11 protein-coding genes are annotated in these 14,125 nt (G+C 48.5%); 6 read left to right on the top strand and 5 right to left on the bottom strand.

The window, feature by feature from the left end:
• Positions 1-60 precede the first annotated feature (60 nt).
• The gene (locus EWA64_RS20130) at positions 61-1,254 is read left to right on the top strand and encodes an acetate/propionate family kinase (RefSeq protein ID WP_061894462.1); all 1,194 of its coding nucleotides are present in this window, start codon (positions 61-63) and stop codon (positions 1,252-1,254) included.
• A 407-nt stretch (positions 1,255-1,661) separates the two neighbouring features.
• Here EWA64_RS20130 and EWA64_RS20125 read toward each other — a convergent pair whose 3' ends face one another.
• On the bottom strand, positions 1,662-3,419 hold the full coding sequence (locus EWA64_RS20125) for a KAP family P-loop NTPase fold protein (RefSeq protein ID WP_061894463.1): 1,758 nt from the start codon (positions 3,417-3,419) through the stop codon (positions 1,662-1,664).
• A 356-nt stretch (positions 3,420-3,775) separates the two neighbouring features.
• Complete coding sequence (locus EWA64_RS20120; RefSeq protein ID WP_061894464.1) at positions 3,776-4,342, bottom strand: helix-turn-helix domain-containing protein; 567 nt, start codon at positions 4,340-4,342, stop codon at positions 3,776-3,778.
• 89 nt (positions 4,343-4,431) lie between these two features.
• Between EWA64_RS20120 and EWA64_RS20115 the strand changes: the two genes are divergently transcribed.
• Together EWA64_RS20115 and EWA64_RS20110 are read left to right on the top strand one after the other, a co-directional pair.
• On the top strand, positions 4,432-5,622 hold the full coding sequence (locus EWA64_RS20115; RefSeq protein ID WP_061894465.1) for a benzoate/H(+) symporter BenE family transporter: 1,191 nt from the start codon (positions 4,432-4,434) through the stop codon (positions 5,620-5,622).
• A 248-nt stretch (positions 5,623-5,870) separates the two neighbouring features.
• Positions 5,871-6,569 carry a hypothetical protein gene (locus tag EWA64_RS20110; protein ID WP_061894466.1) on the top strand — a complete coding sequence of 233 codons (699 nt, stop codon included), beginning with the start codon at positions 5,871-5,873 and terminating at the stop codon, positions 6,567-6,569.
• 68 nt (positions 6,570-6,637) lie between these two features.
• On the opposite strand, the gene proX is transcribed toward EWA64_RS20110, so the two are convergent.
• Genes proX through proV form a run of 3 tightly spaced genes read right to left on the bottom strand, consistent with a single transcriptional unit; the run spans position 6,638 to position 9,919 of the window.
• Entirely contained in the window at positions 6,638-7,645 is a 1,008-nt protein-coding gene (proX, locus tag EWA64_RS20105; RefSeq protein WP_061894467.1) for a glycine betaine/L-proline ABC transporter substrate-binding protein ProX, read from the bottom strand.
• Between the two features lies 1 nt (position 7,646).
• Positions 7,647-8,726, bottom strand: coding sequence for a glycine betaine/L-proline ABC transporter permease ProW (gene proW / locus EWA64_RS20100; protein ID WP_061894468.1), 1,080 nt, complete (start codon positions 8,724-8,726; stop codon positions 7,647-7,649).
• 5 nt (positions 8,727-8,731) lie between these two features.
• A complete protein-coding gene (gene proV, locus EWA64_RS20095; protein WP_061894469.1) occupies positions 8,732-9,919 on the bottom strand; it encodes a glycine betaine/L-proline ABC transporter ATP-binding protein ProV in 1,188 nt (395 codons plus the stop codon).
• Between the two features lie 376 nt (positions 9,920-10,295).
• Between proV and betI the strand changes: the two genes are divergently transcribed.
• Genes betI through betA form a run of 3 tightly spaced genes read left to right on the top strand, consistent with a single transcriptional unit; the run spans position 10,296 to position 14,096 of the window.
• Complete coding sequence (gene betI, locus EWA64_RS20090) at positions 10,296-10,892, top strand: transcriptional regulator BetI (RefSeq protein WP_039427828.1); 597 nt, start codon at positions 10,296-10,298, stop codon at positions 10,890-10,892.
• A 20-nt stretch (positions 10,893-10,912) separates the two neighbouring features.
• Positions 10,913-12,373: a betaine-aldehyde dehydrogenase gene (gene betB / locus EWA64_RS20085; protein WP_061894669.1), complete on the top strand. Its 1,461-nt coding sequence runs from the start codon at positions 10,913-10,915 to the stop codon at positions 12,371-12,373.
• Between the two features lie 22 nt (positions 12,374-12,395).
• Positions 12,396-14,096 (top strand): choline dehydrogenase, encoded by a 1,701-nt coding sequence (betA, locus tag EWA64_RS20080; protein WP_061894470.1) that lies wholly within the window; start codon positions 12,396-12,398, stop codon positions 14,094-14,096.
• Positions 14,097-14,125 lie beyond the last annotated feature (29 nt).

Genomic DNA, 14,125 nt, shown 5'->3' with positions numbered 1-14,125 from the left:
TTAAGAGAACCGCGCAAATGCGTTGTACCCAGCTCCGCTCCACAACAGGAAACAAACTCCATGTCTAATTCGTTCGTACTAGTGATCAACTCAGGTAGTTCCTCTCTCAAATTTGCCGTTATCGACTCGGTCAGTGGTGATGCGGTGTTAAGTGGGTTGGGTGAGTGCTTTGGCTTGGCCGACGCTCGCATGAGCTGGAAATACGCTGGCGAGAAAACGGAAATTGCCATTGAAGGGGAAGGAAACCACCATAAACTTGCTATTGGCAAGTTGGTTGGTTTGACTGAACAATTAGGCCTTACGCAAGATATCGTCGCTGTCGGCCACCGTATCGTCCATGGCGGCGAGAAGTTCACTAAGACAGTGCGGATCAACGAAGAAGTCACCGCTGAAATTGAGAAATTGGCCGATCTTGCGCCGTTGCACAATCCGGCGGGTGCGATTGGTATTCGCGCCGCGATGGAAGCCTTCCCCGCTTTGCCGCAATTTGCGGTGTTTGATACCGCCTTCCACCAAACTATGCCTAAACGTGCTTTCACTGGCGCGATTGCTACTGAGCTGTACACTGACTTTGGGATCCGTCGTTACGGCTTCCACGGCACTAGCCACTATTTCGTTAGCCGTGAAGCGGCCAAGATGCTCAATAAACCGGTCGAAGCGTCGAGTTTCATTTCTGTGCACCTTGGTAATGGCGCTTCTGTTTGCGCGATTAACAACGGAAAATCGGTGGATACTTCAATGGGCTTTACCCCATTGTCTGGCCTGATGATGGGCACACGCTGCGGCGATTTGGACCCTGGGATCATCGAATACCTGCTAAAGAAAGGCTGGTCGCAAGAGAAAGTGTTTAACTCACTCAACAAAGCGTCTGGCTTCTTGGGTGTGTCCGGCCTAACCAGCGACGCTCGTGGCATTTTAGAGGCGATGGAGCAGGGCCACGAAGGGGCCACATTGGCATTCCAAGTGTTTACCTACCGCGTTGCTAAGTACATTGCCTCTTATCTGGCAGCGCTTGATTCTTTTGATGGCATTATTTTCACTGGTGGCATTGGTGAAAACTCACTGCCGATCCGCCGCGAGATTCTGCAAAACCTCAAACTGCTTGGTTTTGTCGAAGATGAAAAAGGCAATGAAGAGGCTCGCTTTGGTAAGGCTGGCGTGATTGCCAAATCAGAACTACTCAACGCGGTAGCGTTGGTGGTGCCGACCAACGAAGAATTCGTGATTGCCCAGCAATCGGTTGAATTACTGTAATTTAAATTAAAAACAGATAGTTAAAAGCGAGCTTGGTGCTCGCTTTTTTTGTAATCATATGTTGGATAGACCATTGTAAGGTAAGCGCGTGGCGACACACCTATTACTCACTACATCGACTTCTGCAATTCATTTTTTGCCCCAAGTTAGTGGGGCTAGGGTTGGCTTGTTGATGCTCCTTAATGAGTTAACGTAAAAACTCATTCATAAGTAATTCAATTGTCTTGTCGAGTACATGAGTTAATGTCTATTAGTTAATTAGACTTCTTGTACTCCATTACCACTTGACAGGTGAGTAGTAGTGGATTAAGAGCAATCGGCCCTAATACCTAGAAATAGGAAAAGTATTGGGCAAAACTCTAAAATCGTGGTCAATTTTAGTGACCGATACACACAAATATTATGTATTAGTCTATTTCCGGTAGCTCATCTTTACCCATCCAGTCTAGTGGAGATGCTAGCTCAACGAAGTCCTTATATTCATCTAAATCTATCGACTCGAACTTATTTTTGATATAGAAGAACTTAACCCATAGAAGTGCTGGCACTCCCAATTTCTGTGCGTCTATATCATACTGATATTTTTTGTACTCCTCGTGGAGAGTCTTACAGATCTGCTCTAAAGGTGTCTGTTCTGGAGTAGGACTCCAGCGATTATCGCCTAAAAAATGCATTCCCGCATGAAATTCTCCAGATGAATTAAAGTGAGAAGAGAAAATTTCTTTCAGATAATCAAGTAAGTAGAATCTATAAATACCAGATGAATAGGGGTTTTTTACAGCGTTCTGATAAGAATAAATCTTAAGATTAGGAGCATATTCCCGTGGATCGAAGTTCATTTCAAGATGTCGCATATGAGAGCTTTCTGGTATGTAAGTTTCTAGAAAGTCATTCAAATAGATAGTCTTCTTACTATCCCCATTCTGCACCACTCTTGCAAACTTGCCACATACTATTTCGTCAAAAAGATTATGGTCCTTTTCTTTGATACAAAGTAAAGCTGTTAGCATCAATATATCAATTTTAGAGCCTTTAGGCATATTTGAGATTGTAGCCACTACTCTATCTGCAATTTGGATAGCAGTACGAGCAGATACCTTAAAGGCGTCAAGAATTACCGATATATTTCTTAAAGTTGCTTTTGCATCCACATTAAAAGGAAGTACTTCAATGTTCAAGTCTCTCAAGTAATCACCAGAAAGCTTGCTAGCGTCACTGTGCACTTCTAGAAAATTTTCTAAATTCGGGGCTTTAAGACTATAGCGACTATTAAAGAAGCGACTAAGATAGATTTTAGCGTCAAATCCCTCGCCATAAACAGCTTTTACCGCATGTTGTAGTTGTTCAGTGTCAGTAGCTACTACAAAAACCACGCCATTAATGTCAAATATATGCTTGATTGTTTCCAGCATTTCAACAGCATAACTAGGCCTGCAACGATCTAGTTCATCAATGAAAATGAAAGCTGGTAGTTCTTTATTTTTAAGGCCAACAACTGCGGTTACCCATTCGAATACACTTGTCTTTAGGCTTTCTATCGCTGCACTTTTAGCATCATGTTCATCTATTAAATACTTAACTGCTTCAGAAGCTGCAAAGCTCATATCAATAGGTTGGCCATTTTCATCTACTAAATCTTTGCCATCTTTCCCCTTAATACTACCGATATTTTCATTGTCGTCATCGGCATTCATAATTACCACAGGATCAATTCCTACATATCTCTTAAATAAACCTCGACCTACACCTGGTGCAGCAGCTTTCAACAGACCTATAAGCTTACGAGGCACTTTGAACTCTATGGAATTTTTGTCTTTTCCTGCTTGCTTTCTCAATTGTTCGATGATGGAGGAAATTACCGTCATTAAAGGATCATCTGAGTAATCTTTCTTCCACGCATCTATGTAAACAACGGGGTAATGCTCTTTGATATCTTCAGACCAACGTTTAAGAAAATATGTTTTACCTGCTCCCCATTCTGCATTTAGATTAAGCACATAATTGCGCTTTTGATCACCAGTATCTCTTGCTTTATCAAAACCTTGAGATGCAAGAAGTTTTGTAAGGAATGTTGCGTACCTAACCCTTCCCAATTTATCTTCAGGAAAAAAATCATTCTCAATCTTGAGCCCCTGAGACCAATCCAACTTAACTTGCTTAACCATTTAATTTTCCGATAGTTATTGCCAACACTTTTAAAGTTTACGACCATTTACCATAGTTAAGCAAAAGGTTTGATATTAATGTTTGTGGTTACCCGAGAAATTTTTCATCTCAAAATTTGAGGCTCATTATCCAAATGAATATTAATTGAACGAAGCCTCAACCCTAAAATGTTTTTGTCCAAATACCTGTTAGCAGAAGCGATACTAATCGCCGCCTAACCAACGAAGAGTTCACGATTGTACGGTAATCGGCTGAGTCACTGTAATCTTGTCGAGTTTAACATCAGAGAGAGAAGCGAGCCTGGAGCTCGCTTTTTCTCTAGTTGAGCAGGACATCTGCTCAACGCGGTTGCGGCTTATAGCTTTCTTCCTGAGTAGTGAATAATGTCGTGGAACACGGCATTCGTCTCACCTATGTTTTTGTAGCCATGAGCTTGGTTGGCATTAAAGCGCACCGCTTGGCCCGGGCGCAATGTGTGCCATTCGCCATCAAACAGGACCGCCATTTCGCCAGCAATACATAGGATGTGCTCGGTCACACCAAGATTGTGCGGTTCAGATTCATGCTGATAATTGGGCGCTAAGGTGAGTTCGAATACCTCAAACCCCAGCGCTGGCTCAAACGGGAACAACAAGCTAACGAAGAAGCCAACATTGTACTCCTCGCGCCTTAGCTCGTTTGCATCTCTGAAAAGATTGGTGAGTTCATGATTCGAACCCACGGAGATAAAACTGGAAAACGACACATCAAATCCTGAGGCGATCTGCCACAGTTTGGCGACGGTCGGGCTCGATTCACCGCGTTCTATTTGCCCAAGCATGGCTTTACTCACGCCAGTTGCTTGCGCGGCTTTATCTAAACTCCAACCTTTTTCTTGTCGAAGGCGTTTTAAGTTATCGCCGACTTTGATTTCGGTTTGCATATTTTTTCGACAAACTCCTTGTGCGCTATAGCGCACAAATGCTAGATTAAATTGCACGGACGTTATAACGCACATTGAGGTGAATTAACATGACTAAGCTAAAACTTTCTCACATCAGCACCGGCTTTATTGCCGTTTTTATTGGCTACGCAAGTGCGGCCGCGATAATTTTTCAAGCCGCAAGCAGTGCTGGCGGGAATGAAGCGCAAATTGCTTCTTGGTTTTGGGCGCTAGGGATAGGTATGGGAGCCAGCACGATTTTGCTCTCATGGTTCTACAAGAAACCAATCGTCACCGCGTGGTCAACACCGGGCGCAGCATTGTTAATTACCTCCCTTGACGGATTGACCATGAATCAGGCCATCGCCGCGTTTTTATTCAGCTCTCTGCTGATTACCTTAGTTGGCTTGGCCGGGATAGTTGAAAAAGTACTAAAGCAAATCCCAACTGCCATCGCAGCGGCGATGTTGGCCGGAATATTATTGCAATTTGGCTTGGGCTTGTTTGAATCGCTCATGGAAGAAGGACAAATTGTTTTGGTGATGTTAGCGATGTTTATTGTGGCAAGAACTTGGCTGGGAAACTTATTGGTCCCGAGTATCTTTCTCGTCGCGCTGGGGCTCTGTGTCGCTATGGGAAAACTCGATGTCAGTGAGGTCACGATGGGGTTGACCACGCCGACCTTCATAGTTCCGGATTTTGATTTCTTCTCGTTGGTCAGTGTTGGAATCCCTTTGTTTATTGTCACCATGGCCTCGCAAAACTTGCCAGGATTTGCGGTATTAAAAGCCAATGGCTACCAAGTCGAGTCCTCCAAAATTATCACAACGACAGGTTTGGCCGGGCTGTTATTGGCTCCGTTTGGTGGTTTTGCTTTTAATTTGGCCGCCATCACAGGCGCGATTTGTATGGGCCCAAATGCGGATGAAAACCCGAAAACCCGTTATATGGCGGGGATTTCGATGGGTGTATTTTATCTTTTAGCGGGCATTATGGGCATGTCATTTGTTTCTATTTTTAGCGCCGTCCCTGCCGCTGTGGTGATTGCGATTGCAGGGCTAGCGGTGATGCCCACCTTAATGAACTGTTTATCGGTATCGATGACCGACAGCCACTGCCGAGAGCCTGCACTGTTTACGTTTCTGTTCACCGCTTCTGGCATCAATTTACTCGGGATTGGCAGCGCTTTCTGGGGCGTATGTCTGGGGCTGATTTGCTACTGGCTATACAATTACAAAGCGAGCATGGCGAGGGCGAGTGACACATCAGCAACCCAATAGGTTTAATCCGCTGATGTTCGAGTATTCCTATCAACTCAATTGTGGTTAAACAGAGCTGCTATTGCAGGCGAGAAGGCCTCACCGCTATGGGGCTGATTTAACGGGTTATTAAGCACTACCAAGGCTCGCTAGAGGCTTTTACTGTTATGTGTGTCTATTTGCACGGCATGCTTGCTTTGAAAGTCTCGGTATTGGGTGTATAGAAGAGGCAGTTTCGAGTCTAAGATCAAGATAAATAGGAAAAACCTATGCTGTATAGAGTGTTAATCATCGCCTTTGCCTCTTTGTTAAGTGCGTGCGCATCACAAATCACCATCATTCCAGATGAAAATAAGATTTTGCTGACCGAGGATACGTTGGTTTACGAGGGGATGATCACCGGAGACGCTGTCCTTGAGGCGATCCGCCTAGTGCGAACCGACGGACGCCAAATCAAAAAGTTAAGAATCACCAGCGAGGGCGGTGAAATGGGTTCTGGCATCGAGTTTGGCTATTTCGTTCATGAACTGAATTTGGATGTGGAAGTGAGTCAGCTCTGTTTTTCCGCCTGTGCAAACTACATTCTGCCCGCAGCCAATCATGTGTTGATCAAGAAAGATGCCATGCTCGGTTGGCATGGCGGAGCGAAGCAAGACGACGAAATTTGGCGTCGCTCAGTCCCTGCGAGTCGGTGGGAAGAGTTTTCCGGCTATTTGACCCGTTTGAGATTAAAAGAAACGGCTTTTTTTGACTTAATAGGCGTTGATCAAAATATCACGGTTTATGGGCAGACTATTCCCAACAATTGTAAGTTCAGCCAAAAGACGCAAGGATGGATATATAGCTTATCTGATATGCGAGCTATGGGAATAAAGCACATTGAGATGCAAGGGGATGAGTTGACCACGTCGACAACCTATAAAGACACCGAAATAAGCACTTGTTTATTACCGGATATCTTTAAATAAATCAATTGATTGCCAATGAAAATAGCCGCAAAATGCGGCTATTTTTGTGAGGCGAAAAAGACTATCTGCTACATCGCCGCTTTTTTCGCCGCCTCAACCCAAGCATCAAATTGTTTTTGGTGCGCTTTTATCCAGCCATCGGCATGCGCTTCAATGTCGGCTGAACGATTTTTGCCTTGGCTCATCATCATATTTTGCGCGCTCACATCGTTAATGTTCACTTGCATGATGGCAAACAACTTCGCCGCCGCTGGGTTTTGCTCGGCAAACGCTTTATTGGCGACGATGCGCATGCTGTTCATCTCAAAGCCGTAGTTTTTGCCATTTGGCAACGTGGTATCGACATCTTTTCGCTCACCCGGCAGCGCCGAGAAAGGCACTTCAAGCCAGACGACGTCTTTAGCGGGAACCAAAACGCCGCTCACCCAATACGGTGTCCAAGTGTAGTAAAGAATGGGCGAGCCTTGCTTATAGCGGGAAATGGTATCGGCGATGATGGCGGCGTAGTTGCCTTGATTGTGCGAGACGGTATCACGCAGGCCGTAAGCACTAAGCTGCGCCTCGATAACCCCTTCACAGCCCCAGCCCGGATTACACCCGGTCAGATCGGCCTTACCATCGTCGTTTGCATCAAATAGGCGAGCGATTTTCGGATCTTTCAATTGACTAATGTTGCTGATGTTGTATTTATCCGCTGTGGCTTTATCAATCAAATAGCCTTGCGCCGCGCCGCTGATGTATTGGCCTTGGCGATAGAATACCTTGTCTCCTCCGGCCATGGCGTATTTGTCACTGTGCAGCGGAAACCAGCCAACCGCGAGGAAGGTGGCGTCGCCTTTGGCGATCGAGGTGTAGGCGACGTTGTAATCGACTTCTTTGGTTGGTAACACATCGTAACCGAGCGCTTCAAGGGCACGGTTGACGATCAAGGTTTGAAAGGTCTCTTCCGCAACAGTGGATTGAACCGGCTGTACGGTTACCCCCGCACCGGGCAGTTTTTCTGCCCACGCGCTGCTGGCCACAACCAGTGACGTGAGAGCAGTAACGGTGAGGGTTTTCTTCCATGAGCAATGCATATTATTTCTCCATTTTGCTTAATTCAGGTGAAGGCTTGCGGGAGTTGAAGAGTCGCGTTAGCAGAGATGCTGGTCCGGTGTGATACCAGCGCAGTTTGCTATTGCCCGCGTTGTCCCCCAAGGTTTGTGTGATGCGATCAAGTAAAATCGCCAGAATGACGATGCCGACCCCGCCGACTGCAGCTAAGCCCATATCTAAGCGGCCGATGCCACGCAGCACCATCTGGCCTAAGCCGCCAACGGCGATCATGGAGGCAATCACCACCATAGAAAGTGACAACATTAGAGTTTGATTGACCCCTGCCATAATGGTGGGCAGCGCCAGAGGCAGTTGAATGCGATAGAGCATTTGCCGTTTGCTGGCACCAAAGGCGTGACCTGCTTCAATTAGCTCTTCGGGCACTTGTTGAATGCCTAAAATCGTCAAACGCACCACAGGTGGCAGGGCAAAAATGATGGTAACCACTACGCCGGGCACGTTACCAATACCAAATAGCATGACGATCGGCACCAGATAGACAAAAGCAGGCGTGGTCTGCATCGCATCCAGCAGTGGGCGAATAATTTTGGCGGCGGTTTGGCTGCGTGCGAGCCAGATCCCCAGTGGCAAACCAATCAACAAGCAGAAAAATACCGACGTCATGACCAGTGCTAAGGTGGTCATGGCTTGCGACCAAGCGCCAATCAAACCGATAAAGATCAGTGACGCAAGTGTGGCACTGCCTAAGCGAATATTTGAGCATTGCCAAGCAAGCAAGAACAAGATCAGCAGCATGATGGGCGCTGGTGTGGAAACCAGTGCGGTCTCAAACGAGGAGAGTATGAAATCGATCGGCACGCGTACGGCTTGAAACAGCGGGCGACCATGATCCACCAGCCAGTTTAATCCGGTTTCTACCCAGTGATCGAAGGGCAAAATGGCTTGATCGAAGGGATGAAGCGGATCAAACGATGTGAGCGGAGGCGCATCACTATTGAGCCAATCGGCGTTGTCGGTCACGGGCGTTGCTTGTCCCCAAGGATCGCTTGGCGCAGCGCTGGTTTGTGACCACGGGTCACTGGTTTCTGATTCGTTAGACATTGTTACTACTCCTTGTCTAGGGTTTGCAGCAGCCGTGATTTGGTGACCACACCAAAATACTGCCCTTGCTCATCGACAACGGGAACGGCGTAAGGCACCCCGGCCACAAGGCCCAAGATGTCGTTGACTGATTGCTCGGGTGTGAGTGTGATGGCGTCTGGCAACTGCGCGCTACTCAAAGAGCGTTGCTCTTTGTGCGCAAGGCGCAGCGAGTCGAGTGAAACCACACCGGAAAAGCGGTTGGATTTATCAATCACAATGCCGTAATCACGATCCTGATCGAGCAATATCTGCATGGCGGATCTTGGGCCGTCGTGTTCACTTTTCTTAAACACCGCCACTGGTTTTTTCCGCGCAATGTCTTTGGCGGTTAAAACGCTCGCCACATTTACACCACGAAAGAAGGCAGCCACGTAGTCGTTGGCAGGATGGTTGAGGATCTCATCAGGAGTGCCGACTTGCACCACATCGCCATGCTGCATGATGGCGATGCGATCGCCGATGCGCATCGCTTCATCCAGATCGTGCGAGATAAATACGATGGTGCGTTTATCGTCATTTTGCAGGCGCAAAAGCTCGTCTTGCATTTCGGCGCGGATCAAAGGATCAAGTGCTGAAAACGCTTCATCCATCAATAAGATATCGGGGTCGCACGCCAGTGCACGTGCCAGACCAACGCGCTGTTTCATGCCACCAGAAAGCTCATCGGGAAACGCCTCTGCATAGGCGTCCAGTCCGACGCGGTTGAGCGCGGCAAGCGCAGTGCTTTCTCGCTCCTCAACGGTAATGCCGGCCAGCTCTAAGCCGAAGGCGGCGTTTTCCAGCACCGTCATATGTGGCATTAAAGCGAAGTTTTGAAACACCATTGAGATGTGTTTGCGGCGTACCTCACGCAGTTCTTGCTCAGAAATGTGGGCGATATCTTTGCCCTTAAGCAATACGCTGCCCTTGGTTGGTTCAATCAAGCGATTGAGTAAGCGAACGAGAGTGGACTTGCCAGAACCAGACAGTCCCATAATGACAAAAATTTCTCCGGCTTGAATCGACAGTGACACATCATTGACACCGATGGTCAATCCTGTCTTTTGCAAAATGCCGTCCTTGTCGACACCCTTTTCCAGCAGGGTAAAGGCCTGCTCTGGTTGCTCCCCGAATACCTTAAACAGGCCTCGGGTTTCCAGTATGGGGTTCATATTTTTTTCCTTGTGTTGTTATTTAGAGATATAACATTTAGTACTCTAAATAATTATTGGGATTTTTTCAATCTTCAAACTGAGTGTGTTTGGTTTAATCTAAGATTGCGCCACGCTCTTGGGGTTAAGTCAGCCTGCAATTGCTGGTTAAATATCAGTTTGTTGTTTCTGTTTTCATCAATTGGCGTGTTTCATGGTGGCTTTTGTGATGCTTTGTTGAGCAATGCAAATCAGGTTTCGGCCATCACCGAAGTTTTTATCGCTTCTCTTTGTGAGGGTTTGTATCGGTCATTTGTGAAATAAACATTTGTGCACGAATAAATAATGTGGCATTTTAATTTAACTGCACGTTCAATTAAAAACATCAGGAGCCAAAATGCCGAAAGTTGGGATGCCGCAAATACGTAAGCCACAACTGGTGAATGCGACCATGACGGTGATTGATCGCGTGGGTCTGCACGCCGCCAGTATTGCCCTGATTAGCAAAGAGGCGGGCGTATCGACAGGCATCATTAATCACTATTTCGGTGGCAAGCACGGTTTGTTGGAAGAGACCATGCGGGAGATCCTTCGTCAGTTATCACGCACTGTGGTAGAGCGTTTAGCCGCACTACCCAAACAGGCCTACCACCAAAGGATCAACGCCATCATCGACGGAAACTTTTCCGGCTACCAAGTGGAAAACAAAGTGGCTAAAACGTGGTTGGCGTTTTGGTCTTATTCCATGCACGACGAGCAGCTAAAGCGGCTGCAAAGAGTCAATGAGAAGCGCTTGATCTCTCATCTCAAACATGAACTGAAAGCGCTGCTCAATCGCGATCAAGCGGAACTGGTCGCCCACGGCATTGCGGCATTGATTGATGGTATTTGGTTACGCGGGGCGCTCAACCCCGACGGGATCAGTGGCGAAACCGCCAAAGTGATCATTAACGATTATTTGGACAAGCAACTCACTTTTTATACAAAACAATAACGACGAGTCAGACCTTCATGATGGATAACAAATCACATTACATTGGCGGTAAAGCCGTAACTCGTGAAACCAGCGAGTATTTTACCACCTACAACCCGGCCACGGGCAAGCCGCTGGCACGCGTCGCTCAGGCTACTTCTGCCGATCTTGAGCTAGCGATCGCCGCCGCCAAAAGCGGTTTTGCCATTTGGTCGGCGATGTCGGTGCAAGAGCGTTGCCGAATTTTGCACCGAGCGGTGGCACTGCTGCGTGAGCACAACGACGAGCTAGCGAAACTGGAAGTACTGGACAGTGGTAAGCCGCTGCAAGAAGCCATTGCCGTGGACATCGCTACTGGCGCCGACGTGATTGAATACTACGCGGGGCTGGCCGTGTCACTGCAAGGTGAACAGCAGTCACTCAGTGCCAATCAGTTTTACTACACTCGCCGTGAGCCGCTCGGCATTTGCGCTGGCATTGGTGCCTGGAACTACCCAATCCAGATTGCGATGTGGAAATCGGCCCCAGCGCTTGCCGCAGGCAACGTGATGATTTTCAAACCCTCCGAAGAAACGCCACTTTCGGCACTGAAACTGGCGGAAATATTTACCCAAGCAGGCCTGCCAGATGGCGTGTTTAACGTAATTCAAGGCGACTATCGTGTCGGGCAAATGCTCACTGCTCATCCTGATATCGCCAAAGTTTCCTTTACGGGTGAATCAACTACGGGCAGAGCTGTGATGGCCGATAGCGCCAAGACACTGAAATCGGTGACGATGGAGCTCGGTGGCAAATCCCCGCTGATCATTTTTGAGGACGCTAAGCTCGAACAGGCTGTCTCAGCGGCGATGGTGGCCAACTTCTACACCCAAGGGGAAGTGTGTACCCACGGCACACGCGTGTTTGTTCATGAGTCGCTCTATGACGATTTTGTCGCTCAGTTGAAAACGCGCACCGAGCGTTTGCGTGTCGGCGATCCGATGAACATGGAGACGCAAATTGGCGCGCTGATCTCCGGCGAGCATCTGAATAAAGTGATGGCGGCGATTGAAAGCGCGAAACAGAGCGGCGCGACCTTACTCACCGGCGGTGAACGGCTGATGGAAAACGGTTTGGATAAAGGCAATTTTGTTGCGCCAACCGTGTTTATCGACTGCCAAGACGAGATGGCGCACGTGCAGCAGGAGATATTTGGCCCGGTAATGTCGGTTTTGAAATTCCGTACGGAAGAAGAGGTCATTGCCCGCGCCAATCGCAGCGACTTTGGCTTGGCGGCGGGGGTATTTACCCAGAATCTTGGCCGAGCACATCGAGTGATTCATCAGTTGCAAGCCGGGATCTGCTGGATCAACACCTGGGGAGATTCGCCTGCTGAAATGCCGGTTGGCGGCTACAAACATTCTGGGATTGGGCGTGAAAACGGCCCGGAAACGCTGCGTCACTACACGCAAACCAAAAGCGTATTAGTCGAGATGGGCGATTTCGTCGGCCCGTACCAATAATCAGCAAATAAGAGAGAAAACCATGCAACAACACTACGATTACATCATCGTCGGTGCGGGATCGGCTGGCTGCGTTTTGGCCGATAGGCTGTCTGAAAGTGGTGAACATCAAGTGCTGCTTTTGGAAGCGGGCGGCTCTGATAACAGCATTTTCATCCAGATGCCCACTGCGCTGTCTTATCCGATGAACAGCGAGAAATACGCTTGGCAATATGAAACGGTCGCGGAGTCTGGCCTGTCTGGGCGACAGCTGCATTGCCCGCGAGGCAAAGTGCTCGGCGGCAGCTCTTCTATCAACGGCATGGTGTATGTACGTGGCCATGCTTGCGATTTTGATGAGTGGGAAGCGCAGGGCGCGGCTGGTTGGAACTATCAAGCCTGTTTGCCTTATTTTCGCCGTGCCGAAGCTTGGATTGGCGGCGCGGATCAGTATCGCGGCGGGGAGGGGCCACTTGGCACCTGCGCAGGCAACGAGATGACGCTTAACCCGCTCTATCAAGCCTTTATTGATGCAGGCGCTGAAGCGGGCTATCCGCAAACATCGGATTACAACGGCTACCAGCAAGAAGGCTTTGGACCGATGCACATGACGGTGAAAAATGGCGTTCGAGCTTCCACCTCTAACGCGTACTTAAGCCGAGCGAAAAAGCGTGCCAATTTCACTCTGATCAAAGGCGTTAAGGCGCAAAAAGTGCTGCTAGAAAACAAACGTGCTGTGGGTGTTGTGTTTGAGAAATCGGGCAAAACCTCACAGTGCCTTGCGCGCAATGAAGTGATTTTAAGCGCAGGCCCCATCGGCTCTGTGCAACTGCTGCAACTTTCTGGCATCGGCCCGAAAGCGGTACTTGAGCGTGCCAAGGTGCCCTTAGTGCATGATTTGCCCGGCGTGGGGCGCAATTTGCAGGATCATCTGGAAGTGTACTTTCAATATCACTGTAAAGAGCCCATTACCCTCAATAGCAAACTTGGCTTGGTGAGCAAAGGGCTGATCGGCGCGCAATGGATTCTGACCCGCAAAGGGTTGGGCGCGACCAACCATTTTGAATCTTGCGCCTTTATTCGCTCACGCAAGGGGCTGAAGTGGCCAAACATTCAGTATCACTTTTTGCCTGCGGCGATGCGCTACGATGGACGTGCAGCCTTTGCTGGCCATGGCTTTCAGGTGCATGTCGGCCCCAACAAACCACAAAGTCGTGGCAGCGTCGAAATCATCTCGGCAGATCCAAACGACAAACCCAAGATTGAGTTTAACTACATTTCGACCGAGCAAGATCGCCAAGATTGGCGTGACTGCATTCGCTTAACGCGCGAAATTCTTGCTCAGCCAGCGCTCGATGCCTATCGCGGTGAAGAGATTCAGCCTGGCGCGGACGTGGTCAGCGATGACGCGATCGATCACTGGGTGCGCGAAAATGTGGAAAGCGCCTATCACCCGTCTTGCAGTTGCAAAATGGGCGCGGACGATGACCCGATGGCGGTGCTGGATGAACAGTGTCGAGTGCGCGGCCTGAGTGCATTGCGCGTGGTCGATTCGTCAGTTTTTCCCACTATTCCCAATGGCAACCTCAATGCGCCAACCATTATGGTCGCCGAGCGGGCTGCGGACATGATTTTAGATAAAGCCCTGCTCGAAGCCGGCAACGTCCCGGTGTGGCTCGCGCCGAACTGGCAAGAGAGTCAACGAATGCATCCACCGAAAAGAGCGTTACAACACACGCCATAGCGATGCGCTAAGTCATCAGCAAATAACAC

Source organism: Vibrio cidicii (genome assembly GCF_009665415.1).
Lineage (GTDB): Bacteria > Pseudomonadota > Gammaproteobacteria > Enterobacterales > Vibrionaceae > Vibrio > Vibrio cidicii.
This window is presented reverse-complemented; position numbering and strand designations above follow the sequence as displayed.